Raw genomic sequence first — 24,752 nt, forward strand, 5'->3', positions numbered from 1 at the left:
TTCTGCATTATGTTCCACGTGGAACATCAACAGCTTTTGACCCTTAAACCGAAACCGGCTATGAGCCGCCCTATGCAGACAAGCTATGATGTGATCGTGGTCGGGGGCGGCCACGCTGGCTGTGAGGCCGCCGCGGCTGCTGCGCGCAAGGGTGCGCACACGGCGCTTGTCAGCTTCGCGCGGAAAACCATCGGCGCGATGTCTTGCAATCCCGCCATCGGTGGACTGGGCAAGGGTCATCTGGTCCGGGAAGTCGATGCGCTTGACGGGCTCATCGGCCGTGCCGCCGACGCGGCTGCTATTCATTATCGCATGCTCAACAGCAGCAAGGGCGCAGCGGTTCAGGGCCCGCGCATTCAAGCCGACCGCAAGCGTTACAAGGCGGCGATCCATGCGCTGCTCGATGCCGAGTTAAATCTCGAGATCGTCGAAGCGGAGGCGGCGGCGCTGGAGATACAGGGGGAGCAAGTCGTGGGCTTGCGGCTTGCCGATGGCATATTGTTATCGGCCGGCGCGGTCGTCCTTGCGACGGGCACGTTCCTCAACGGCAAACTGTTCCGGGGCGAGGAGGTCAGTCAAGGGGGGCGGACCGGCGAGCGCGCGGCCGTGTCGCTCGGCCAACAGCTTCGCGATGCCGGACTCCCCATTGGCCGTCTCAAGACGGGGACCCCACCTCGCATCGATGGCCGGACGATTAACTGGGCCGGGCTGGAAGAACAACCTTCCGACCCGGCGAGTTGGACGATGTCGGCCCTGTCGGAGCGGCGTCCGCTGCCACAAGTCTTTTGCGCGATCACACGAACCAATGAGCGCACCCATGAGATCATTCGATCGGGACTGAGCCGATCACCGCTGTTCAGTGGTGCGATTGAGGGACGAGGCCCCCGCTATTGCCCGTCCATCGAGGATAAGATCTTTCGCTTTGGCGACCGTGATGGTCATCAGATCTTTCTGGAGCCCGAAGGCCTCGACGATCATCTTGTCTATCCCAATGGCATCAGCACCTCGCTTCCCGCGGATGTGCAGCTCGCAATGGTCCGCACAATGGACGGACTGGAGCAAGCCGAAATCGTGGTTCCTGGCTATGCAGTTGAATATGATCATATCGACCCGCGCGCGCTCGACGCCACCATGGCGGTTCGCGCACTGCCGGGTCTTTATTGTGCCGGACAGATTAATGGCACCACCGGCTATGAGGAGGCCGCCGCCCAAGGACTTATCGCAGGTATCAACGCAGCCGCCTTTGCGCGCGATGAAGAGCCGCTGATCCTGGATCGGGTGAGCAGCTATATTGGCGTGATGATCGATGATCTGACTCTGCAGGGGGTGACGGAGCCTTATCGCATGTTGACAGCTCGCGCGGAATATCGCCTGCGTCTGCGGGCAGACAATGCTTCGACGCGCCTTACAGGTCTGGGGTTGGGGCATAATGTCATCGGCGCGGAGCGTGCGGCATGGTTCCGCAACCGCTGCGCCGCGCGCTCAAAGGCAGAGACGCGGCTGGCCGAGCAAGTAACCGCTTCGGAAATGGCCAAGCGCGGCTGCGCAGTGCGTCAGGATGGCACCCGCCGTTCACTGTTCGAGTGGGCTCGCTTTCCCGAAGTTGGGCCAGCGCAACTTTTCGCCATGGCCCCAAGCTTGCAGGATATGCCCCCCGACCTGCGCGAGGAACTTTTTGAGGACGCGCATTACGCCCCTTATCTGGAGCGGCAGGAATCGGAGATCAGGGAATTGCGCGCCAATGAGGGAGTGACGATTCCGGCGTCTCTTGATTATCGCGCCGTCGCTGGGCTCTCTGCCGAGATGGTAGAGCGACTTGAAGCGGCGCGGCCGGAAACGCTGGCCGCTGCCGGCCGCATGCGCGGTGTGACCCCGGCCGCTCTTGCAGCCATTCTAGTTCACGCACGGCGGAAGGCCGCGTGACCGAAGAAGAGGCCAAGGCTTGGCTGGCGGATCGTTTTGCTGTTTCACGTGAAACATGGGAACGGCTGGACGGCTTTGTCGGTGATCTGTTGGAAGAGAGCAAGCAGCAGAATCTGATCGCCACGTCGACGGCTGAACATGTGTGGAGCCGCCATGTCGTCGATAGCGCTCAACTCCTCCTCCACGCTCCGGTCAATGATGGCGGAAGCTGGCTCGATCTGGGTTCGGGACCCGGCCTGCCAGGGATCGTAATCGCTATCCTGTCGGACTGGAAAGTGGGGCTGGTCGAATCCCGACGGGGACGCATCGCCTTTCTCAAAGCGATGCTGGAGAAGTTTGATCTGACCAATGCCCAAGTGCACGGCTGTCAGCTTGAAGCGATGCAAAACACTGTCCCGGTTTCGGTCATATCCGCTCGCGCCTTCGCTCCGCTCGACCGATTGCTCGAAAAAGCCGTCAGATTTTCGGATGATGGAACGATTTGGCTTTTGCCCAAGGGCAAAAATTGCAAGAATGAGTTAGAGCAGGTGCGCCCCGCATGGCAGGGGGTGTTCCACGTGGAACAAAGCGTCACTGATCCGGAAAGCGCTATCTTGGTGGGCCGGTCAGTCCGGAAAAGGGGCAAGAAATGACTCGCTTGGCAGTTGCGAACCAAAAGGGCGGGGTGGGCAAGACGACGACCGCCATCAACCTCGCCACCGCGCTGGCCGCCACTGGGTGGAAGACGCTGTTGATCGATCTCGATCCGCAGGGAAACGCATCCACCGGCCTGGGCATCGGCCAGTCGGAACGCAATTGGTCAAGCTATCATCTGCTCACGGGCGAATGCGGCCTTGATGAGTCGGTCATTCCGTCGCGGGTTCCGCTGCTGGACGTGATCCCATCTACCCAGGACCTGTCGGGTGCGGAGATTGAACTCATCGACTTTGAAGACCGGGCTCACCGGTTGGGCAACGCGTTAGACCAAGCCCCCAAGGGCCGCTGGGATATCTGTCTTATTGATTGCCCGCCCTCGCTGGGCCTGCTCACCGTCAACGCCATGGTCGCCGCCAATGCACTGCTCGTGCCGCTGCAATGTGAGTTTTTCGCGCTTGAGGGGCTCAGCCAATTGCTGCAGACGGTCGAGAGGATTCGGGGCCGCTTTAACCGCACCCTGTCGATCATGGGCGTGGCCCTCACCATGTATGATCGGCGCAACCGCCTGACGGAACAGGTGTCGGACGATGTCCGCGCATGCCTGGGCGATGTGGTGTTCGATACCGTGATTCCCCGGAATGTGCGACTTTCAGAGGCCCCCAGTCATGGGGTCCCGGCGCTGCTTTATGATTATCGCTGCTCGGGTTCGGAGGCTTATATGCAATTGGCGCGCGAACTGATCGGTCGCTTGCCGGCTCAGGATATTGCGGCATGAGCGATATGGACGACACCGCGGAAAAGGCGGCAAAGCCACAACGCCGGGCACCCAGCCTGGGCCGGGGACTCAACGCTTTGTTGGGCGACATCACCCGCGAAGAACCGGTTGGGGCTCCTCAGTCAAATTCGTCGCGCTCGGTTCAGAGCATCGACGTTTCGCTGATCTCACCCCATCCGGAACAGCCAAGACGTCATTTCGATTCCGCCGCGCTGGACGAGCTTGCCGAAAGCATAGCGCGACGCGGCGTGATTCAGCCGATAATCGTCCGTCCACAGGGCCGGGGTTATCAAATCGTTGCAGGCGAGCGGCGCTGGCGTGCCGCGCAGCGGGCGCAACTGCACCGGATTCCCGCGCTGGTCCGGGATTTCAACGACGCCGAAACGCTCGAAATCGCGATCATCGAGAATATTCAACGCGAAGAGCTGAATCCCATTGAGGAGGCGGAGGCTTATCGCAAGCTGATCGCTGAATTCGGCCATGGCCAGGATGCGCTTGGCCGGCTCGTCGGCAAATCACGCAGCCATGTCGCCAATCTGATGCGACTGCTCGACCTGCCCAATCCGGTCCAGCAGATGGTGGTGCGTGGCGAACTCAGCATGGGCCATGCACGTGCGCTGATTGGCGCGCCCGATTGCGAGGCATTGGCGCGGAAAGTCACCGATGATGGCCTTTCCGTCCGCGAAACCGAAAAGCTGGCCAGCAAGGCCAAACCTGGCCGGACGTCAAAAAGCTCTGCCACCAAGCCGGGCAGCAGCGACGATGCCGACATCGCCTCGCTCGAACAGCATCTGGCTGACCTTTTGGGACTGCACGTCCACATCAGTCACAAAGCCGGAAAGGGCACGCTGTCTCTCAGCTATTCCAACCTGGACCAGCTCGACATGATCTGTCTTCGCTTGAGTGGCGAGGGTATTTGAAGCGGTCAGCTGGGCATGTTCATCTGAAATTGATGACCCCGTTCGTGTCGAGCCCCCTCGACTATGCTGGGGACGAACGGTTCAAGCAAAAATGATCAGGCTCTAATTCAGTCGTTGCCAACGCTCGTCAGCGCATCGATAGCGGCCCAGCCATAAGCACCCCGGGGGCGCAATATTCTGGCCCGTGCAGCATCCATTCCGCCCAGCGCTATCAGGGGAAGCTTGGTAGAACGGGCGAGAATGCCAAACCGCAATCTGCCCAGCGGCCTTGCATCCGGGTGAGAGCGGGTCGGAAAGACCGGCGACAGAAACAGCAGATTTGCCCCTAATCGTTCGGCGCAACGGATTTCCCGCAAATCATGAACCGGAGCGCTGTGCAGTAGCCTTCCGCGTGTCGAGCCGCGAGGAATCCGTCCATGAAAACCGTCCGCACCCCACGCCTTTGCCTGACCGGCGGCGCCTGCGAGAATTACGACCAGGCGGCGGCGAACGGCGATGGCCTGCACTTGATCGAACAGACGACGCCGTTCGTTGTTGGCGAGGCCATAGTGGCGTAACACGACGCCGCTTTCCCTCGGCAGGCGTTTGATGGCGCTCAGCAAATGCACTTCGGGGACGCGCTCATCCGTCATCAGCCAAAGGCGGGGGAGGGGTCTCTTACTGCCATGTCGGGACTGGAAGCATTGCATCTCTCCGCCTATAGCAGCCGCCATGACAGGTGAAAGCAAGGAAGATGCCGCCGCGCGGCTGAGCGAGGTGAAGCAGCGGATCGCTCGGGCCGCACGTGATGCGGGCCGGAAGAGCGATGATGTCGCGCTGATCGCGGTATCAAAAACCTATGAGCGGCCGGAAATCGAACCTCTCATCCTGGCGGGACATCGGTTGTTCGGGGAAAACCGGGTTCAGGAGGCCCAGGCGAAATGGCCAGTCTTGAAAGAAACCTATCCTGACCTTTCGCTCCATCTGGTGGGGCAATTGCAATCGAACAAGGCAGCGGAAGCCGTCGACCTGTTCGATACGATTCATTCGGTGGACCGGTTATCGCTTGTCACCGCCCTTGTTCGTGCGATGGACAAGAGCGGGCGGAGGCCCGACTGCTTCATTCAGGTTAATATCGGCGACGAACCGCAAAAGGGCGGCTGCGTCATAGCGGATGTTGAAGCCCTTCTCAGCGAAGCCGGTCGGATGGATCTGCCCGTGGCCGGCCTGATGTGTGTTCCTCCAGCGGATGTGGAAGCCGCGCCCTATTTTGCGCTTTTGAGCAAAATTGCGCGCGATCAGGGGCTTGGCGGCCTCAGCATGGGAATGTCAGGCGATTTCGAAACGGCGGTTATGCTGGGCGCGACCCATGTTCGCATTGGATCGGCCTTGTTCGGCGCTCGGTCAATTTAGCTCAATCCATCAGGGAAAGCATCTTCGCAATCGGGACGAACGCGAAGGCGACGGAGCTGTCGGCGACACCATAGGGCAGGAACAGGAGGTCGCCATGTTTCATCGCGCCGCAAGTATAGACCACATTGGGCACATAGCCTTCGCGGTCCTGATGCGCGGCGGACAGGATCGGCTCCCGGCTGCGCGCCAGCACCTTTGACGGATCCTGCTTGTCGAGCAAAACCGCGCCAATGGAATATTTACGCATGGCGCCGACGCCATGGGTGAGCAGCAGCCAGCCATCGTCCAGTTCAATGGGCGATCCGCAATTGCCCATCTGCACCAATTCCCACGGATATACCGGCTCAAGCAGCTTCTGACCCTCGCCCCAATGGTCGAGGCAGTCGGATTTCAGCAGAAAGACATTCTCGCCATCCTGGCGACCGATGGCCAGATATTCACCGCCCACCGTCCGAGGGAAGAGGGCAATTCCTTTGTTACGGGAGGCAGAACCCGACATCGGCACCAGATCGAAACTGCGAAAATCACGGGTGCGCAGCAGTTCGGATTGAATTTCGCGGCCGCTATAGGCGGTATAGGAGCCAAGCCATTCCAGCGAGCCGTCGTCATGGGTGAATTGGACCAGACGAAGGTCCTCCAGCCCATTGGCCTGGGCTCGGGTGATGGGGAAGATCACCGTCCCCGAAAGCGTGGCATCTTCGTGACGGTAAACCGTGACGGGACCGTGCAGGGATTTGTCCTCGTCGGAATGCGCGTCCGTGGCGGTGGCAAAAGGGGGCTGAGGAGCAAGGCGCAATTCCGCGTCCTGCGTGATAATGCCCTCCCGGAATACCACCGAACTTATATGGCCTTCGCCTACTGCCCGTAGCGACATGATGATGCGTTGCGATCCTTCCGGCATTCCGCTTTGATCATGATGGGGCACGACGCTGGGGTTCATCAGGGCTGCTGCGGCATAGCTATATTCGTGACAGAAATAGGCGCCGATCAACTGGCGTCTTTCCTCACTGATTTTACTGCTGTCGATAGGAAGCTGAGCAGCAATTTCTTCATAACGGGTCATGAAGACGCGCCGTGTCTGCCAATGACGTTCCTCAAAATCCTTCAGCACCGCGGCCAGTTGCGCCTGCGCGGTGCGTTCGTCCATATCCAGCACTTCGCGCACCAAGCGCTCGGTACGGCTAGGTGCGGAACCGTTGGCTTGCCAGGCAAGGTGAAACGGCCGGACCACCACGCGCGATGGATCGGCATAGAGACGAAGAAAATGGTTATGGATGCTCAGCACCGTGCGACCCCCCAAGCACTTCGGGTTTTTTAGCATCGCCTTAGGCGGCGACGCCGGCCCTATGTGCCACGTCCACGCCGCCTTGGGAAAGACGGAAAATAGCGCAGGATGCCAGCTGCAGCGCCAAAACCGATTCCGCGCCCTGATTGCGATTGACGCCGGTGGGCATGAGCCCGTCATAGCAGCCGCCGTCATCCCGGCTGCTCAACGGGATATCCAGGTCGTTTCGACCGAGGAACCATTGATAGGCTTTCTCCGCCTCAAGGCTCCAGCGTGAATTGCCGGTTACCTCGAAAGCCGCCGCACAGGCATCGATTGTCGCCTGCGCTTCCAGTGGCTGCTGGTCGAAGGGCAGGGGCGATTGATATTCGCGGCCGAAGCTGTCCGTACCGACAGCGCGGAAATGGCCTTCTGGGGCGGTTTGCTGGCCGACGATCCATTCCAATGTGGTGAGGCCGCATTCCAGAAAATCGCTCCTTCCCAGGGCCTTACCCGCGCGAAGGAGGGTTTCTGGAAGGCGGGCATTGTCATAGGCCAGAACCGCTTCGAACCAGGCCCAATCAGGCCGGCGGGATTCGTGGAGCATGGAGAGAAGCTCTTCGCCAAATTCTTCCAGCAACTGCCGCGACAGGGCATGGCCAGGCTGGGCCGCCTGCATGGCTGCGGCGCCCAGCATGACGAAGGCCTGGGCCCGGGGGGCGCCAAGGTCGCGGGCGGGGCCTGCGATCTTGTCGAACAAGGCGCAAGCCCAGTCGCGGTGCTTTGCTGCCGGTGCCTCAAGGGCGGTGGCGCCGATGGCCCAGACCGCTCGTCCGAAGCTGTCCTCCGACCCTTCTTCCTCGATCCAGCTACGGTCGAAGCGCATGAAATTACGGAACCGCGCACGCTCTGCGTTCCAGGCATGCTGAACGAATGAGGCGTAGATGCTGGTTAGCCGATCCCGTTCGCCTTCATCCATGGCAGGCATTCTGCTCATCAGGATCAGGGCGCGTGCATTGTCGTCCAGGCAGTAGCCATGGGTCCTATCAGGCACGGAATAGATGCTGTGCTGCAACATACCCGTCGCGTCCGTCATACGGATCACAGCGCTGAGATTAGGGGGCAGCGGCTGGAAGCGGGTTGCCGGGGCTATCTTTGTCAGCGGAGCATTTCCAAGCCCGCCCAAAAGGAGCGCAGCGCGCTGCGCGAGCTTTGACCAAAGCATCGTGCGGCCGCACGCATAAGCCTTCGCGGCCAGCGCCGCCCGGCTGTTATCGTCCGAAAGCAACGCATTGATTTCCCGCGCCATGGCGTCGCTATCGTGGAACCCGACCAATATGCCATGTCCTTTGTCCAATATCTCGGTCGCGTGGACATAAGGCGTGGACACCACCGGCTTGCCCAAGCCTATGGCATAGGAAAGCGTGCCCGAGGTGATTTGGGCGGGATTATTGTAGGGCGTGACATAGACGTCGGCGGCCTGCAGATAATCCAGCAAGTCCCCCAGGCCGACATAGGTGTTTACGAAGCGCACATGATCGGCAACGCCCAGTTTTTCTGTCGAGGCCTGAAGCGCCTCACGCAGTGCCTCGCCATCGCGACGCAGGACATTGGGATGGGTCGCCCCAAGCACCACATAAAGAGCGTCAGGATGCTGTTCGACGATCGCCGGCATCGCGCGGATCATATGGTCGATCCCCTTGTCGGGCGCGATCAGCCCAAAGGTCAGCAAGATTTTGCGCCCTTCAAAGCCGAATGCAGGCTTCATGCTGTCCGGTTCGACATAGGGCCGATCCGGCACCCCATGAGGAATGATTTCCATCGTGTGCGCAGGAACCGCATGGACCCGAAGCAAGATGTCATAGCCCTTTTGGGACATGACAATGAGCTTGGCCGAGCGGCGGATGACCGCATCAAGCACCCGACGCTGGTCGGGGTCGGGACGTTCCAGCACGGTATGCAGCGTCGTGAGCAACGGCACATCGGTCCGATGCAGGATCTTCAACAGCATGTCCCCCGCCACACCGCCAAAGATTCCATATTCATGTTGAAGCCAGATCGCCTTCGCCTCGCTCGCCTCAATGGCCTGCGCGGCGGCGACATAGCTGCTGGGGTCGAATTGGGAGATGGTGTTGATGCCTGCGGGATAGGCGAGGTCGTCCCGGCCGTCATCCATGGCGTAAAGGTCGATCCGCATTCCGGGGAAGCGCGCCCGAAGCGCATTGACCGTGTCTGTGGTAAAGGTGGCGATCCCGCAACGGCGGGGCACGCTGTTTCCGATGATCGCTATATGGTCCGGCACGCCGGCAAAAGATTGGCTTAGTGAGGTGAACTCATTCATCTCTAATCCTTCGCAAACGCAACTATCTCGTTGAGGGGCCTAAGGCCTCCTTTCGTAACGAATCGATTGGAAAAATAGTTGCGCGTCTTGTGCGGTGCAGCAAGAAAAATACTGCCAGCGGGGCCAAATTCGCGTCCGGTTCAGCCCCGGCCGCGATAGCCGGGGACATCCTGAGGGGGCAGCCAAAGACCCAGCGGCGGTTCGCCCGACTGCCAGAACACATCGATCGGGATGCCGCCGCGCGGATACCAATAGCCCCCGATCCGCAACCAGAGCGGACGCAATTCCGCAAAAAGCCGTTCGCCGATCCCAACCGTGCAGTCTTCATGGAACGCGGCATGATTGCGAAACGCGCCCAGGAACAGCTTCAACGACTTCGATTCGACAATGGTTTGCGCAGGGGCATAGTCGATCACCAGATGCGCGAAATCGGGCTGCCCGGTCACTGGACAAAGCGAGGTGAATTCGGGCGCGGTGAAGCGGACCAGATAGGGCTTGCCGGGCCGCGGATTGGAGACATAGTCGAGCACCGCCTCTTCGGGCGATGCCGGCAGGGAACTGGTCTGGCCGAGATGTTTTAGCGTCATGCATCCGTCTTTTTGCCGAGGTAAGCGCCAGATATAGAGGTTGCCGGAGATTTTGACCAGTTGAAGGCTCGCCGAGGGAGAACCATGTTCCTGCATCGGCGGGAAAGTTTTTGCACAGGCGCTCGCCTCGCCGGTTTTGCAGTAGCGGACATGATCGCCACTAAATCGCTTGCAATCGAGAATCGGTTGGCGGATCATCATGTAAGGCCCGAAAAGAGGCTTATTTTCCTCCCCGGCTTATTTCGACGCTTTTTCCTGGCGGGAGATGATGGATGGATTTGCTTGTTTCGACCGAGTGGCTTGCCGGACAAGTTGGCGCGTCCGACCTGCGGGTTGTCGACGCCACCCAATATATGCCGGATGATCCCCGCAATGCGTTGGAGGAATATGAGGCGGGCCATATTCCCGGTGCCGTTTTCATGGACCTTGCCAATCTGATCGACAACCATAGCCCCTACGCCAACATGTTCCCGCCGGCCGAGAAATTTGCCAGTCGAATGCAGTCCCTGGGTCTGGGCGATGGCAGCCGCATCGTGCTTTACGACGACAGTCCCATTAAAAGCGCGGCCCGTGCGTGGTTCATGCTGACGGCTTTCGGCGCTTATGAGGTGGCGATTCTGGACGGCGGACTTGCCAAGTGGAAGGCCGAGGGCCGCCCGCTGACACAGGGCAAGGAGACGCTTCGCCACCGCCATTTCACGGTCTGGAAGGACGAAAAAGCGATCCGCACCAAGGATGAGGTGGCGGCGAACATCGGCAGCGGCGCGGAGGAAGTTGTCGACGCCCGCTCCGCCGCGCGCTTTACCGGCGCGGAACGCGATCCGCGCCCCGGCAGCGCCCCCGGCCATATTCCGGGGTCCAAGAACCTGCCCTATGGCCAACTTTTCAACGCCGACGGGACCTACAAGAAGGGCGAAGAACTGCAGGCCGCCTTTGACGCGGCCGGCGTTGACATGGAAAAGCCGATGGTTACGACCTGTGGGTCGGGAATGACCGCGACGATCGTCGCCTTTGCAGCCCGGTTGCTCGGCAAGAAGGACATTGCCCTTTATGACGGGAGCTGGGCCGAATGGGGGACCGATCCCGCCACGCAGAAGGCAACTGGAGCGGCGTGCGTAGCATAGGCAAAGACGGCAAGAACAAGGACGGCGGGCAAAAGGACAGGCGCGACGACGCGACCCGGCTGGTGCAGGCCGGGCGTCGTCCGGAATGGACCAACGATCCTTCGGGCACGGGCGGGATCGTCAACCCGCCCGTTTGGCGCGCATCGACGATCCTTTATGACAGCGTGGCCGACATGCGCGCGCGCGTGCATGATACCCATGAACGGCTGTTCTACGGCCGGCGGGGGACGCCAACCAACTGGTCGTTCGCGGACGCCTTGACGGAATTGGAACCGGGGGCGGAAGGGACGATGCTCTATCCTTCGGGCGTCGCGGCGATCGCCTGCGCGCTGCTGGCGGTGCTGAAGCCCGGGGACGAGTTGCTGATGGTGGACAGCGCCTATGATCCGACCCGCGCCTTTTGCGACAATATCCTGCGCCCCATGGGCATCGACACGCTTTATTATGATCCGCTGATCGGCGGCGATATCGGCGCGCTGGTGACGGATCGCACGCGCGCCATCTTCTTGGAAAGCCCGGGGAGCCTTACGTTCGAGGTTCAGGACGTGCCGGCTATCGTAGGCGTGGCCAAGCAACGCGGCATCGTGACGCTGATCGACAATAGCTGGGCGACGCCGCTTTATTTCAAGGCAATGGGCCATGGGGTCGATCTGTCCATATTGGCCTGCACCAAATATATAGCGGGACATAGCGATTTGATGCTCGGTTCAGTAACGGCGGCGCCTGCCGTCTGGCCGGCGCTTCGCAAGACTGCCTATGCGTTCGGGCAAACCGCCAGCCCCGACGATTGCTATCTCGCGGCAAGGGGCCTGCGGACGCTGGCCGTGCGATTGGCGCAGCACCAGGCAGGGGGGCTGGCCGTGGCCAAATGGCTGGAACAGCAGCCGGAGGTCGCCCGCGTGCTTCACCCGGCTCTGCCCGGATGTCCTGGCCATGAGATCTGGAAACGCGACTTCACCGGGGCCAGCGGCCTTTTCTCCTTCGTGCTGAAGGGCGGCAGCGATGCCGGGCGAGTGGCGATGCTCGATGGTCTGGAACATTTCGGGCTCGGTTACAGCTGGGGTGGCTATGAAAGCCTGGCGCTTCCCACCGACCCGCAAAATTACCGCACCGCCACCCGATGGGCTACCGAAGGACCGCTGGTGCGGCTTCATATCGGCATCGAGCATCCCGATGATTTGATCGCTGACCTAGCCGCTGGACTCGCGCGCTTTCGGGAGCAGTCATGACGCCACCCCACGCCCTGCTGGCGGGGTGGGGCCTTTCCCTTCCGCAAGGGCAGGCATCGATTGAAGCTGCCATCAGCGCCGGCATAGCGATTGCGATCATGATAGCGGCCTGGCTGTTCGCCCGTTGGGCCTGTCCTCGACTGCAGCAGCTATGGATGGAAAAGGCGGGGGTGCATGGGGAGGGGCTTGGACGCCGTATGGCGCCGCTGCTCCGCTATAGCCTCGCCGCCTTGCTGCTCGCGCTTGCCGCCAATTTGTGGCCCTGGACCGATCATGCGGCCTTTGTGCTTGGCGTTTTTTTGGCGGTTGCTACCGCCATGCTTGTGTCGCACCTCTTGCGCGGGCTTCACATGCCCCGCTGGATCAGCCTGCCCGTGGCGCTATTGGTGCTGGTGGCGATCATCTCCAGCAATGTCGGCGGCTTCGTGCCCTTGACCGATGCGCTGGAGCGGATCGGGTTCAACGCGGGCCAGCGTCGCTTTTCGCTGCTTAGCGTCCTTACCCTCTTGATCACAATCGTGGCGCTGTTCGCAGGCGTACGCCTCGCAAACCGGGTGGTCGGGCACAGCATTTCGCGCGTGAGGGACCTCGATCCCACCCAAAGTCTGCTGGCCCAGAAACTGGCCGCGATTGCCCTTGTGGTAGCGGCTTTCTTTATCGGCATCGATATAGCCGGCATTGATTTGACCACCTTTGCCGTATTCTCCGGCGCGCTTGGGCTGGCGGTGGGCTTTGGTCTGCAAAAGACATTCGGCAATCTGATCGCCGGGATCATTCTTTTGATGGACCGGTCGATCAAGCCGGGGGACGTCATCGTCATTGGCGACAGCATCGGCGCGGTCAACAAGATCGGCGTGCGGGCCGTGTCGATCATCACACGGGACGGTAAGGAACATCTCATCCCGAATGAAAATCTGATGACGCAGGAGGTGGAAAACTGGTCCTACTCTGACCGGAACGTCCGTGTTCGCATCCCTGTCGGCGTTGCTTATAGCTGCGATATCAAGCTTGCCCAGAAATTGATGCTGCAGGCGGCCACGGATTCACCCCGGGTGCTGCGCACGCCCAAGCCCAATGTCTGGCTCACCGCCTTTGGACAAAGCAGTGTGGAGCACGAAATCCTCGTCTGGATAAGCGATCCCGAAAGCGGCATCGGGGGCGTAAAATCGGACGTCCTTGGACGGCTGTGGGATTTGTTTCAGGAACATGAGATCCAGGTCCCCTTCCAGCAGCATGACATCCATATCCGCAGCATGCCCGACCGCACAGGGGAGCAGCCTCCGCAGCAAGTTTGATTCCGCAGGCCGGAATCTTTTTGGCCCGGGGTGCGACCAAAATGCCACCGATATTCAGCGAAAATTCAGCTTGATGGACGGCTTCGGGGAGCTTCCGCCTTGATTTCGCCTTATTTTGCCCAGGTTTGCAGTAATTGTTGCAAGTGGGCAACAAGGTGCAGCGGAAAGTGCTGCATATGCTCATTTTCGGTTGTGCGCTGCGGTACCTGGGTGCAGGGAGGGCCCCGCGTTCGATGGCAACACTGCCCCGCCGGCATGATCGGCAGAGAGGTAGATGCCGGAACGCTGGAAGGATAGCCTCGAATTAACGAAGGGGAATACAGATGCGTAAATCCATTCTCGGCCTGTCGGCCGTTCTTCTCGCCACCGTTGCCACGCCTGCTTTCGCACAGGACGACGCCGACGGCATCACCATCACCGGCGGCGCAACCGTCGTGTCCGACTACCGCTTCCGTGGCGTTTCGCAGACCGGTGAAGAAGCAGCGATCCAGGGCACGATCAACGTCACCCACGAAAGCGGCCTCTATGCAGGCGTTTGGGGTTCGAGCATTGACCTGGTTGCAGGCGCGTCCGATCTGAACACCGAACTGGACTTCTACGCTGGTTACAGCCGCGAAGTGATCCCTGGTCTGACCGCCGATCTCGGCCTTCTCTATTATTACTATCCCAAGGATGGCGATGTAGCGACGGACTTCTTTGAACCTTATTTCTCGCTGTCGGGCGCTGTTGGTCCGGTCAACGCGAAGGTTGGCGTTGCTTATGCCTTTGAGGGCCAGAATGCTCTTGGTGATGACGACAACATCTATGTCTATACCGACGCGAACACCGCCATTCCCGGCACCCCCTTCAAGCTGAAGGGCCATGTTGGTTACACCGACGGGGCGTTGGCAAGCACGGGTCTTACCGGCGCGCTCAGCGGCAATTACTGGGATTGGTCGGTTGGCGCGGAAGCCAGCTACAAGGCTCTGACCTTCGGCGTTTCCTATGTCGACACCGACATCAAGAACGACGCTTTCGGCGGTCCTTTCGGTAGCCCTGGCGCGAACGCCATTGGTTCGGACGCCGGTATCGTTTTCTCGGTCGGTGCAAGCTTCTGATCGAATAAACAGGCAAACTGGAGGGGGGCCGCACCGCAAGGTTGCGGCCCCTTTTCTTTTCCGCGCTGGAATAATGTCTGCCTAACCGAACAGCCGGTCGGGTGTCGGACGAACGATCAATGACCGTTGGGCATATTCCAGGATGCGGCGCGGACCAGCCCTTGCGTCACCGCATGGGCGGGCCGGCCTATGACATCGGCCAATATGCCTTCCTCCACGATCCGGCCGGCCTCCATGACGGCAATGCGATGGCAGAGCCGTCGCGCCGCGGCCAGATCATGCGTCACGAAGAGGAGCGAGAGCCCGGCTTCTCGCTGCAACTGTGCCAGCAAGGCCAGGATTTCGCCGCTACTTAGAACGTCGAGCGCCGAGGTCGCTTCGTCCAGCAACAGCATATCCGGTTCCGCCGCCAGCGCGCGCGCGATCGCCACGCGCTGCGCCTGTCCTCCCGAAAGGGAGCGTGGGAGCCGCCCGGCAATAGCTGCGTCGAGGCCAACCCGCGTAAGGACAGTCTCGACCTTTGCCGTCCGCTCGCCCGGCAACAGGTCGGGACGCAGATGTCGAAGGGGCTCGGCAATGATATCGGCAACTTTCCAATGGGGATCGAGGCTGGCCAGCGGGTCCTGAAATACCGGCTGGATGAAGCGCCGTTCCGCCAGGCTGCGATGGCGAGAGCTTGCAAGGGGTTGCCCCTTCCATGACAGCGACCCCTTGTCCAAAGGACCCAAACCGCCAATAGCGCGCGCGAGAGTCGACTTTCCGGACCCTGATCCGCCAACCAGCGCCAGCGCTTCGCCCTTGTGGATCGTCAGGTTGACGCCATCCACGGCCTGAATCCTTCCCCGCCGCCAGCCCGGCCGACGAAAGCCGACCGACAGGTCGCGGGCTTGCAGAACTGGCGCCCCTGTCGGAGACAGGTCCGGAGCAGGTTCGTCCAGCCGGGGCGTCGCGGCAAGCAGGCGTTTTGTGTAGGTTTCGACAGGATGTTCGATCACCTGTCGGGCAGCCCCGCCTTCCACCGCACGTCCTGCCTCCATCACGACCAGTTGATCGGCATGCGCTGCCACCGATCCAAGGTCATGGCTGACCAGCAGCAGGCCCACCCCCTCTTCCTTACGCAGCCGGTCGAGCAGTGCCATGATGTCCGCTCGCAGCACGGAATCGAGCGCGCTGGTCGGCTCGTCCGCGACAAGCAGCCTGGGCCGATGCGCAATGGCGGCGGCGATGAGGACGCGCTGCCTTTCGCCGCCGGAAAGACGATGGGGATATTGGTCCAACCGTTCGTCGGGTCTCGAAAGCCCGACGCGGTCCAGCATGGCCGCAAGCGCCTTGCGGCTGGGCCGATCCGCGCCCGCCTGCATTGCTGCTTCGGTAAGCTGGCGGCCGACGCTCAGATGCGGGGTCAGGGCGGTCAGCGGCTGTTGAAAGACGAAGCCGACTTTACGGCTCCGCAATCGTCGCAGTTCCTTCTCGCTCGCCCCGACAAGCTGCTCGCCTTCAAGCAAGGCGGAGCCATGGGCCGCGCCGGGCGACAAGCCGAAGGGCGTCATGCAGCTAAGGCTCTTGCCCGATCCCGATGCGCCTACGAGGGCGATGCATTCCCCCGGCGCGACGGTGAAGGACAAGCCCGTTACCAGCCGCGTTCCACTTATCTCGACCGCCAGATCGCGCACCTCATAAAGGCTCATGCGAACCGGTCTCTCAGCCGCTCACCCGCATAGGTCAGGCACAGCAGGATCGTCACCAGCACGCCGCCCGGCAGCAGCAGGGCGAAGGGGGCAATGTCCATCTCATCGGCGCCCTCCTTCACCAATATGCCGAGCGAAGTCAGCGGTTCCTGTACACCAAGACCTAGAAAGGAAAGGAAACTTTCCACCATCACCACCTGCGGCACCGTAAGGAGCAAATAGGCGATCGCGACCCCGGCGACATTGGGAACCATATGCCCAACCAGGATCCGAAGCGGCGACGCCCCCGCCGCCCGCGCAGCAAGTATGAACGGGCGTTCTTTCAGCGCCATCACCTGCCCACGGACGATCCGCGCCATCGTCAGCCACTCGACCGCGCCAATGCCCAGAAAGACCAGCAGGATCGAACGGCCGAACAATAGCATCAGCAGGATCACCACAAACATGAAGGGAAGGGCATAGAGCGCGTCCACGACGCGCATCATGGCTTCGTCGACCCGCCCACCGCACCAGCCCGCAATCGCGCCCCAGGCAGCGCCGATCAGCAATGCCACCAGCGCTGCCGCCAGGGCCACCGCCAGGCTGAGACGGGTTCCGATCAGCAGCCTTGCCAACCGGTCCCGCCCGACGCTGTCGGTTCCAAGCCAATGATTGCCGCTCAGTGGAGGCAGGCGAAGACCGTTCCAATCGATGGCGTCATGGCTCCAGGCAAGAAAGGGAGGAACCGCGATCGAAGCGATGATGAGAAGGGCCATGATGGCCAGAGGAAAGGCGCCCTGCCTCATCCGCGCATCCGCGGATCGAGCCAGCCATATATGAGGTCGGCGGCAAGATTGAAGAGGATGATCAAGCCGGCATAAAGGGTCACCACGCCCAGCACGAGCGGGTAATCCCGATTGAGCGCGCCCTGCACAAAATAGCGGCCAAGCCCCGGCAGTGCGAACACGGTTTCGACGACCACTGCGCCCGTAAGCAGGCCAGCCGCGGCAGGGCCCAGATAGCTTGCAACGGGAACCAAGGCCGGGCGCAGGGCGTGACGGAACAATATGGTCGCAGGAGCAATACCCCGAGCGCGGGCAGTGCGGATGTGGTCCTGAGACAGGGCGGTGGCCAGCCCAGCCCGCGTCAGCTTCGCAATTGCGCCCGCAACGGGCAGGGCCAAGGCAAACACAGGCAGCACCAGATAGGAAAGCTCCCCCTCGCCCAGGCCGGAGACCGGAAGCCAACCCGCCCAGAGCCCAAAGATCAGCGCAAGCAGCGGTCCGGTCACGAAGGTGGGAAGCGCGGTCGCCAATGTGGCGCATAGCATCAGCACCTCGTCGCGCCAGCCCCCGGCACGAATTGCAGCAAAAAGGCCCAGCACAACGCCGATCAGAAGCGCCAGCATGAGCGCCAGTCCACCCAGGGTCAGCGATACAGGAAGCCCCTGCCGCACCAACTCGGTCACCGTAAAGTCGCGATAGACAAGGCTAGGTCCAAAGTCTCCGTGGAGCAGGCGGCCGACATAGATCCAGGCCTGCTCATATAGCGGCCGGTCAAACCCATAGGCCGCCTGAAGCGCGGCTCTCGTGCCGGGATCCAGCGGCCGCTCGCCATCGAATGGCCCGCCTGGGGCTACGCGCATCAGCAGAAAGGAAAAAAGGACGACGCACAGCAAGGTAGGAATGGCAGTGAACAGCCGTCGAAGCAGAAGCGCGAGCATGGCGCAGTCATGGCGGAAATTCCCCGGTCCGTCATCCGGCAATTCCATGTCCGCTCACAGGCACGCGGCGCAGGCTTATAAGCGAATGGCGCGATGAGCGCCGTCCAGTTGGCTGTATGGACGATCCGTGTGGCGGCAAAGATAGACTTCATCTTCTATCCGCTCGTCGATTGCGAAACCCGAGGACCGCAGCATTGCTTCCACGCAGGCGCGGTTGGGAATCCACCAGTTCGTCCAGTCGCCGGCATATCGGCGCTCTACGAAATGCAGCTTGGGATAGCCGCTTTCATGAAACAGCTCAGTCTCTTTAAAGTCATAATCGTCGTCGAGCGGCAATATGTTGGGGGAGCCGCGCAGCATCGATTGAAACAGCAGCAGGTCATTTGCGACATGCTCATGGATAAGGTCGAGCGCGAGAAGCGGGTGGCGCAAATGGTATAGCACCCCCATGAAGATCACCAGATCGAAGCGCTCGCCGAGCGTCCCCACGTCGTAGACATCCAGCTTCCGAAACTCGATCCCCTCATGGCCGAGCGCCTGGCTGGCCAATTTGGCCTGATCAAGATAGCGGTCGTCCGAATCGATGCCGAGTACCCGTTCAGCGCCGCGACGCTTCATCTCAATGGAATAAAAGCCGGCATTGCAGCCAATATCGAGCACGCTCTTGCCGCGTAGATCGGCCGGCAGCTTGTTGGCGAAACGGGAAAATTTCTGAGCCGGATAATTGCCCAGAAAGTGATCCGGGGCGGTCCAGATCCCGCCCAAATTCATATTATGGAACCAGGGAGCGAGTGCTTCGATCCTAGCGCGCAATGGGGAGTTAGCCGTGCGTCCGACGCTCCATTTGGCCAAGTTCATCTAAGCTCTCCCAACAGGACCGACCTGTCCCGAAACGAACGCCCTTGCCGGCTGTTCCGTTTCCCGCCGACTGGAGGACGGCGCGTACAAAAATCGGGAACGCAGTGTCCTTTGCCGGAACAAATGGTCGTGCGGCACGATGAAGACGCATGTCTCAGCTGAAACAGCGATGGATCGGCGCGATGCGGGAGGAGCAGTATGAGCTCGCCTGGGAGATATGCGAACAAGCATTGCGGCAGAGTAATCCCCGGACCCGGAACGACACGTCCCAGCCCTTTCACTTGCGCTGGGTGTGGGACGGACGACCGATCGATGGACAGCATATATTGGTGCGATGCTATCACGGCCTGGGCGACACCATCCAATTCGCGCGATATCTTCCACTGCTCGGCAAACACGCCGCATCAGTCACGGTGGAAGTTGAGGCCCGGCTGCTTCATCTGTTCGAGCAACTGAGCGGTATCGATCGGCTTATTGCATTTAATCGTTCCGATCCCGCGCCGGAGTCTGACTGCGATATTGAAATCACGGAGCTCGCATTCGCGCTGCGCGCACCGCCGTCCAAATTGCCGCCGCCTTATTTGCACTTCGCTCCGGCCCCGCTGCCTGGCGGCACGATCGGCTTGTGCCTTGAAGCGGGGGAGTGGGACAAGGAGCGATCCATTCCACCCGAATTGTTTCTGTCCATATGCAATCGGCAGCGATGTTTGAACCTCGTCACCAAACCAACAAATCTGCTAATGATCATGCCGGAGGGTTGCCCGCATGACCTTCCCATCACCGCCGCGCTTGTCGCAGGCGTGGAACTGGTGGTGACAGTCGACACCATGATCGCCCATTTGGCGGGAGCGATGAACAAGCCGACCTGGCTGCTCCTTAAGCATGAGCCGGACTGGCGCTGGTCTCCGCAAGCCGGTCGAAGCGCATGGTATCCTTCGCTGCGCATATATGCCCAGCCGTCGCCCGGAGACTGGTTGTCGGTCGTGGCGCAGGTGGAACGGGACCTGCAGGCCCATCCCACCGGAGCGCGCGAAATGGAACGGAGCAGGTAATGGAAAGTCCAGCCTGCCCGGTTGTCCCCGTTTCATGGGGCGAACTGCTCGACAAGATCACGATCCTTGAAATCAAGCAGGCCAGGATTTGTGAACCGGAAGCCAGGAACAACGTCGCGAAGGAATTGCGCCTGCTGCAAGACGTCGCGGCTGAGGCGATGTACCGAAGACCGATTGGATTATTGGTGCAAAGCCTGAAAAAGGTGAACGAAATGCTCTGGGAAACCGAGGATGCGATCCGCGGGAGGGAGTTGGAGGGCGATTTCGGGCCCAGCTTCCTTTGTCTGGCGCGATCGGTTTACAAGATGAATGACCAGCGTGCGGTTTTAAAGCGGGAGATCAATGCAGTTCTTGAGTCAGAACTTGTCGAGGAAAAGAGCTACGCTTCGATGGGCGTTAAATATTCTGAGGGCTGATGGAGTAGGCGAGCATTGTCCATTGCCTTTTTCTGCTAGGGAATAGATACTATAGTGCAAAGGTTAATTTGCAAGAAAGGACGTATTGTGGATCCTTTTGTACTGAATCCGAAAAATATTAAACAGCAGAAAATCAATATTTGAGCGGCATTCGGTCTGGGCTTTGAACTAATCCTGTATTGACCTTTCATAATATAAATGCACAGTACAGAACTGTGGGGCATTGGTTCAGGGGCTGATGCTGAAATGCTCGCAAAACAACGGAAAATCCTCTATAGTGGAGCTATAGGGGCTACGACTTTCGGAATTATGCTGGCCGGTCCGGCGGATGCCGAATTACCTATCGAGCTTCAACGAATGTCTATTGAGGAGCTTGCGCAGGTGGAGGTAACCTCCGCAGCGAAATTTGCGCAGCCGTTGAGCGATGCGACGGGAGCGATTTACGTCATCAGTAATGACGACATTCGCCGTTCCGGGGCCACCTCCTTGCCCGAAGCGTTACAGCTTGCGCCCAATTTGCTGGTCCAGCGGATCGATGCTCATCAATATTCGATCAGTGCGCGCGGCTTCAGCGGTTTTGAAACGTCGAACAAGCTGCTGGGCCTCATCGATGGCCGGACGATCTATTCTCCGCTTCATGCCGGTATTTTCTGGGACCTGCGCGAACCGATGCTGGAAGATGTCGACCGGATCGAGGTAATCAGCGGGCCCGGCGGGACGTTATGGGGGCCAAATGCGGTCAATGGCGTCATCAATGTCACCAGCAAGAGCGCCTTGGACACGCAAGGGGGCCTGATCCGGGCCACAGCAGGATCGCGCGAGCGTTCTGCCGCGGTTCGTTATGGAGCGGCCTTTGGTGACGGGGGCGCGTTCCGCATTTACGCAACAGGTTCCGACCGTGAAGGCCTTCTCGGTGGTGCGGCGCCGGATGGGCCGGATGGCTATAAAGGGATCAGGACCGGGTTTCGGGCCGACTGGGGCGGGGGTGCGGACGACCTGACGCTCCAAGGCGACTATTTCTACAATGACTTCAGCCAGGATCCGACCGACGAGGGTCGGGACACCGGCCATAATGTGCTTGCCCGCTGGGTCCACCGAAGCGGAGAGGCCTCCACATTCCAGGTCCAGGCTTATTACGACAAGGTCGACCGCCGTGTTACAGGCGTTCGCGATGGCCTGGAAACCTTCGATGTGTCCGCGCAGCACCATGTTGCGCTTGGATCACACGACATTGTCTGGGGGGCGGGCATTCGCACCACCCACGACCTTTTTATAAACACGCTAAACCCCTTTGTTCTTGATCCGGATCGCAAACGGTTATGGGTGGGCAATCTGTTCGCGCAAGACAGCTGGACGCTCGGCAGCGTCACCTTTACCGGAGGCGTCAAGCTGGAACGGACATCGTTCACCGGAGTGGAGATTTTACCTAATGTTCGGGTGGCATGGAAGCCCAATGAAAAGGCGCTGTTCTGGGCGGCGGCGTCTCGCGGAATTCGGACGCCCTCGCGCATCGACCGCGACCTGATACACCCCATCTTCCTTGAAAATGGAACCTTCAGGTCCGAAAAGCTCACCGCTTTCGAAGCGGGCTATCGCGGGCAGCCCTGGCAGGGCGGGAGCATTTCCATCTCCGTTTTCTACAATCTATATGACAGTCTCCGCACAACCGAACTCCACCCGGTCACATTGTTGCCGTTGAGGCTGGACAACGGACTTAAAGGCAACAGCTATGGAATTGAGGCCTGGGGCAGCCAGCAGCTATTTTCATGGTGGCGGCTGAGCGCGGGGATTTCCACGCTTCACAAGGACTTTCATTTAAAGCCTGGTCATGTGGACATTGAAAATGGCATATCGCTGGGCAACGATCCGGACTTTCATGCGATGCTGCGTTCACAGATGAACCTGGGCGAACGTGTCGAAATCGACCTGATGATGCGCGGCGTTGACAGCCTGCCGGCGCCAAGAACCGCGGGCTATGTCGATGCTGACATAAGGGCGGCCTGGCATCTCGGCAACCGCATCGAGCTTTTCGCCACAGGGGCCAACCTGTTCCATCGGCTGCGTGACCAGAGCGGCGATACCGACCGGGGACAATTGGTGGCGCGCACCGTTTCCGCCGGCGTCAGGTTAAATTTCTGATGGCCCGATATTTCTTCACTCGATCCGTAATCGGCCTTGCGTTGGCGCTGACCCTGCCGCAGCAGACCGTCAGCGCGCAGTCCACGCAGTTGGAAACGAAAGTCAAGGCGGCATTCCTGCCCAAATTCGCGGCCTATGTGAATTGGCCTCCGGGAGCGTTGGGAGCGGCTGACGATCCCATTCGTTTGTGCATTATCGGCCGCAACAATTTTGGGCAGAACCTTGATGAGGCAGCAGCCAGTGAACGTATCGGCCAGCATGTGGTTGAGGTGAGCAGGCTAAAAAGCGTAGCAGACGCAGGGGGATGCCATATTGCCTTTCTTGGGGGTTCGGCGACGGAAAGCGCGACCGCGATGCTGGACGCATTGAAGGGGCAGCCGATCCTGACCGTCACCGACGCCCGGTTTGGGAATGATCGGGGCATAGTTCATTTTGTTCTGAAGGACGGACGCGTGCGTTTCCATATCGACGACGCCTTGGCAGCCGCGAACAATCTGGGGATCAGCGCCAGGCTGCTTAGCTTGGCCGTCAGCGTCAGACAGAGAGGGCGAGCATAATGCCCGGATCGTCCAAAAAACCGGGGAGGGACTTTTCCATTGCTGTCCCGCTGGCCGTGGCATTCCTGCTGCTGGCGGGCTTGTGGATCATCTACCAGAACGAACGTACCTATCGTCAGGAACAGGAACGCGCAGCCCATGTGCAGGCTGAGATATTGGCGGCCAGCGTAACCGCGGCGCTGGATTTCAACGACAGGCTTGCAGCTCAGGAAGCGGTGCAAGCTCTGGGTGCCAACCCGCAGGTTCAAATGGCCGGAATATATGACGGCAAAGGCCTGCTATTTGCGGGCTATCACCGCGCTACGGCGTCCTTGCCTACCAGTTTGTCCAAAGTGGCGACTTCTGAAGGAATGGTAGCGGTCACCACGCCGGTTACGCGCGGGGGCACGCAAATAGGGTCGATATACCTTGGCGGCACGATCGATCCCCTGTCGCGCAGGCTCAGTCGTTATGCGATGGTGGCGCTTCTTGTACTGATGACGTCCCTTGTCCTTGGGGTATTGGGCTATGGCCAATATGCTTTGCGCCGGGCCAACCGCGCGCTCGAACAGCAGACTGTGTCGCTGGCAAAGACAAATCGGCAGCTTGAACTGGAAATCGAGGAGCGTGGCCGCACGGAAGAACAGTTGCGGCAGGCGCAGAAGATGCAAGCACTGGGCCAGCTGACCGGGGGAATAGCGCATGACTTCAATAATCTCCTGACCGTGATCCAGGGATCGGCCGACCTGTTGCGCCGACCGGAATTGAAGGAGGACAAAAGGCTGCGCTTTGCCAATGCGATCATGGAAGCGGCGACGCGTGCGGCGCTCCTGACCGGCCAGTTGCTTGCCTTTGCCCGCCGTCAGCCGCTCCGACCCGAAGCCGTTGATCTCAATCAACGCATCCACAACATGATGACCATGCTGGAAAACACCTTGGGAGCCGGTATCACGATCAGCGCTCGTCTGGATCAACAGCTCAGTCCGATAGAGGTGGATCCGGGCCAGCTGGAGGTGGCGTTGCTCAACATATTCGTCAACGCCCGGGACGCCATGCCCGATGGGGGCACCATCACCATTTGCACCAATAATGTCGAGAAAGACGAGGCAATGGGCGGCGAAGGCCGGGCGGTGGCGGTCACCATCCAGGACACGGGCCGCGGCATCGACCCGGAACTGCGGGACCGCGTGTTCGAACCCTTTTTCACGACAAAGACCGTCGGCAAAGGCACTGGCCTGGGTCTCAGCCAGGTCTATGGCTTTACTGCGCAGTCGGGTGGAACCGTGAAACTGACAAGTGAGCCAGACAAGGGCACCGCCATATCTATGCTGTTTCCGGCAAGCACACGGCTTCCCAGCGTTGAGCAACATCAGGGGAATGAACTAAACACCGTTAAAGGCACCGGCCGCATTCTCCTGGTTGAGGACAATGAGGAGGTCGGGAATTTTGCCGAAACGCTTCTGGATGAGCTCGGCTACGCCGTTGTGCGGGCCAGAAACGGTGTGGAAGCTATGGAATGCGCCCAGGATGATACGGCGTTCGATCTTGTTTTCACCGATGTCGTCATGCCGGGAATGACGGGACTTGAACTGGCCGCAAAGCTGAAGCAGCGGCACCCTCGGCTGCCAGTTGTCTTAACGACCGGCTATAGTGACCGGATCGTATCCGCCGGAGCCGAGGGCTATCCCCTGATATGCAAGCCTTACCGGTTGGAGGCATTGGCGGCGACGCTCGAAAAAGCCCTGCCGGAGAGACAGTAATCCCGTATCGATCGAGCG

General features: G+C 60.2%; 22 protein-coding genes. 14 read left to right on the forward strand and 8 right to left on the reverse strand.

The window, feature by feature from the left end; all coding sequences use genetic code 11:
- Window positions 1–72: 72 nt before the first annotated feature.
- Genes mnmG through HNQ99_RS05465 form a run of 4 tightly spaced genes read left to right on the forward strand, consistent with a single transcriptional unit; the run spans window position 73 to window position 4,254 of the window.
- Window positions 73–1,923, forward strand: coding sequence for a tRNA uridine-5-carboxymethylaminomethyl(34) synthesis enzyme MnmG (mnmG, locus tag HNQ99_RS05450; protein WP_184474618.1), 1,851 nt, complete (start codon window positions 73–75; stop codon window positions 1,921–1,923).
- Entirely contained in the window at window positions 1,920–2,555 is a 636-nt protein-coding gene (gene rsmG / locus HNQ99_RS05455) for a 16S rRNA (guanine(527)-N(7))-methyltransferase RsmG (protein ID WP_184474619.1), read from the forward strand. The genes mnmG and rsmG overlap by 4 nt, the downstream gene beginning before the upstream one ends.
- Entirely contained in the window at window positions 2,552–3,334 is a 783-nt protein-coding gene (locus HNQ99_RS05460) for a ParA family protein (RefSeq protein ID WP_184474620.1), read from the forward strand. The genes rsmG and HNQ99_RS05460 overlap by 4 nt, the downstream gene beginning before the upstream one ends.
- Before the next feature lie 5 nt (window positions 3,335–3,339).
- The gene (locus HNQ99_RS05465; protein ID WP_407692303.1) at window positions 3,340–4,254 is read left to right on the forward strand and encodes a ParB/RepB/Spo0J family partition protein; all 915 of its coding nucleotides are present in this window, start codon (window positions 3,340–3,342) and stop codon (window positions 4,252–4,254) included.
- A 107-nt stretch (window positions 4,255–4,361) separates the two neighbouring features.
- Here HNQ99_RS05465 and HNQ99_RS05470 read toward each other — a convergent pair whose 3' ends face one another.
- Window positions 4,362–4,886: a thiamine phosphate synthase gene (locus HNQ99_RS05470; RefSeq protein WP_246414544.1), complete on the reverse strand. Its 525-nt coding sequence runs from the start codon at window positions 4,884–4,886 to the stop codon at window positions 4,362–4,364.
- Window positions 4,887–4,965: 79 nt separating this feature from the next.
- On the opposite strand from HNQ99_RS05470, the gene HNQ99_RS05475 reads away from it, so the two are divergent.
- The gene (locus HNQ99_RS05475; protein ID WP_184474623.1) at window positions 4,966–5,646 is read left to right on the forward strand and encodes a YggS family pyridoxal phosphate-dependent enzyme; all 681 of its coding nucleotides are present in this window, start codon (window positions 4,966–4,968) and stop codon (window positions 5,644–5,646) included.
- A gap of 1 nt (window position 5,647) precedes the next feature.
- Here the strand turns inward: HNQ99_RS05475 and HNQ99_RS05480 are convergent, their stop codons facing one another.
- From HNQ99_RS05480 to queF, 3 genes are all read right to left on the reverse strand, one after another.
- Window positions 5,648–6,931, reverse strand: a complete 1,284-nt coding sequence (locus HNQ99_RS05480; RefSeq protein ID WP_322790319.1) for a glycoside hydrolase family 130 protein — start codon at window positions 6,929–6,931, stop codon at window positions 5,648–5,650.
- Between the two features lie 40 nt (window positions 6,932–6,971).
- On the reverse strand, window positions 6,972–9,251 hold the full coding sequence (locus tag HNQ99_RS05485) for a glycosyltransferase family 4 protein (RefSeq protein ID WP_184474625.1): 2,280 nt from the start codon (window positions 9,249–9,251) through the stop codon (window positions 6,972–6,974).
- 140 nt (window positions 9,252–9,391) lie between these two features.
- A complete protein-coding gene (gene queF / locus HNQ99_RS05490) occupies window positions 9,392–9,838 on the reverse strand; it encodes a preQ(1) synthase (protein ID WP_184474727.1) in 447 nt (148 codons plus the stop codon).
- Window positions 9,839–10,110: 272 nt separating this feature from the next.
- On the opposite strand from queF, the gene sseA reads away from it, so the two are divergent.
- The 4 genes from sseA to HNQ99_RS05510 all read left to right on the forward strand — a co-directional run bounded on the left by sseA (window position 10,111) and on the right by HNQ99_RS05510 (window position 14,583).
- Entirely contained in the window at window positions 10,111–10,962 is an 852-nt protein-coding gene (gene sseA, locus HNQ99_RS05495) for a 3-mercaptopyruvate sulfurtransferase (RefSeq protein WP_184474626.1), read from the forward strand.
- Entirely contained in the window at window positions 10,950–12,191 is a 1,242-nt protein-coding gene (gene metC, locus HNQ99_RS05500; protein WP_407692302.1) for a cystathionine beta-lyase, read from the forward strand. The genes sseA and metC overlap by 13 nt, the downstream gene beginning before the upstream one ends.
- Window positions 12,188–13,486: a mechanosensitive ion channel family protein gene (locus tag HNQ99_RS05505; RefSeq protein ID WP_184474628.1), complete on the forward strand. Its 1,299-nt coding sequence runs from the start codon at window positions 12,188–12,190 to the stop codon at window positions 13,484–13,486. The genes metC and HNQ99_RS05505 overlap by 4 nt, the downstream gene beginning before the upstream one ends.
- Window positions 13,487–13,809: 323 nt before the next feature.
- A complete protein-coding gene (locus HNQ99_RS05510) occupies window positions 13,810–14,583 on the forward strand; it encodes a TorF family putative porin (RefSeq protein WP_184474629.1) in 774 nt (257 codons plus the stop codon).
- A gap of 116 nt (window positions 14,584–14,699) precedes the next feature.
- Here the strand turns inward: HNQ99_RS05510 and nikE are convergent, their stop codons facing one another.
- The 4 genes from nikE to HNQ99_RS05530 are packed head-to-tail and all read right to left on the reverse strand — an operon-like array spanning window position 14,700 to window position 18,831.
- A complete protein-coding gene (gene nikE, locus HNQ99_RS05515) occupies window positions 14,700–16,271 on the reverse strand; it encodes a nickel ABC transporter ATP-binding protein NikE (protein WP_184474630.1) in 1,572 nt (523 codons plus the stop codon).
- The gene (locus tag HNQ99_RS05520) at window positions 16,268–17,056 is read right to left on the reverse strand and encodes an ABC transporter permease (protein ID WP_184474631.1); all 789 of its coding nucleotides are present in this window, start codon (window positions 17,054–17,056) and stop codon (window positions 16,268–16,270) included. Before HNQ99_RS05520 ends, nikE begins: the two co-directional genes overlap by 4 nt.
- A complete protein-coding gene (locus HNQ99_RS05525; protein ID WP_246414554.1) occupies window positions 17,053–18,021 on the reverse strand; it encodes an ABC transporter permease in 969 nt (322 codons plus the stop codon). The genes HNQ99_RS05520 and HNQ99_RS05525 overlap by 4 nt, the downstream gene beginning before the upstream one ends.
- 27 nt (window positions 18,022–18,048) lie before the next feature.
- Window positions 18,049–18,831, reverse strand: coding sequence for a TIGR04290 family methyltransferase (locus tag HNQ99_RS05530; RefSeq protein WP_184474632.1), 783 nt, complete (start codon window positions 18,829–18,831; stop codon window positions 18,049–18,051).
- A gap of 149 nt (window positions 18,832–18,980) precedes the next feature.
- Here HNQ99_RS05530 and HNQ99_RS05535 point away from each other — a divergent pair, with 149 nt between their 5' ends.
- The 5 genes from HNQ99_RS05535 (at window position 18,981) to HNQ99_RS05555 (ending at window position 24,734) form a co-directional block, all read left to right on the forward strand.
- Window positions 18,981–19,883 (forward strand): glycosyltransferase family 9 protein, encoded by a 903-nt coding sequence (locus tag HNQ99_RS05535; protein WP_184474633.1) that lies wholly within the window; start codon window positions 18,981–18,983, stop codon window positions 19,881–19,883.
- Window positions 19,883–20,299: a DUF6165 family protein gene (locus tag HNQ99_RS05540; RefSeq protein ID WP_184474634.1), complete on the forward strand. Its 417-nt coding sequence runs from the start codon at window positions 19,883–19,885 to the stop codon at window positions 20,297–20,299. Before HNQ99_RS05535 ends, HNQ99_RS05540 begins: the two co-directional genes overlap by 1 nt.
- Before the next feature lie 357 nt (window positions 20,300–20,656).
- Window positions 20,657–22,438 carry a TonB-dependent receptor plug domain-containing protein gene (locus HNQ99_RS05545; protein ID WP_184474635.1) on the forward strand — a complete coding sequence of 594 codons (1,782 nt, stop codon included), beginning with the start codon at window positions 20,657–20,659 and terminating at the stop codon, window positions 22,436–22,438.
- Window positions 22,438–22,995, forward strand: a complete 558-nt coding sequence (locus tag HNQ99_RS05550; protein ID WP_184474636.1) for a YfiR family protein — start codon at window positions 22,438–22,440, stop codon at window positions 22,993–22,995. The genes HNQ99_RS05545 and HNQ99_RS05550 overlap by 1 nt, the downstream gene beginning before the upstream one ends.
- Window positions 22,995–24,734 (forward strand): ATP-binding protein, encoded by a 1,740-nt coding sequence (locus tag HNQ99_RS05555; RefSeq protein ID WP_184474637.1) that lies wholly within the window; start codon window positions 22,995–22,997, stop codon window positions 24,732–24,734. The genes HNQ99_RS05550 and HNQ99_RS05555 overlap by 1 nt, the downstream gene beginning before the upstream one ends.
- Window positions 24,735–24,752 lie beyond the last annotated feature (18 nt).

Origin of the sequence: Rhizorhapis suberifaciens, from assembly GCF_014200045.1 — a bacterium.
GTDB lineage: Bacteria > Pseudomonadota > Alphaproteobacteria > Sphingomonadales > Sphingomonadaceae > Rhizorhapis > Rhizorhapis suberifaciens.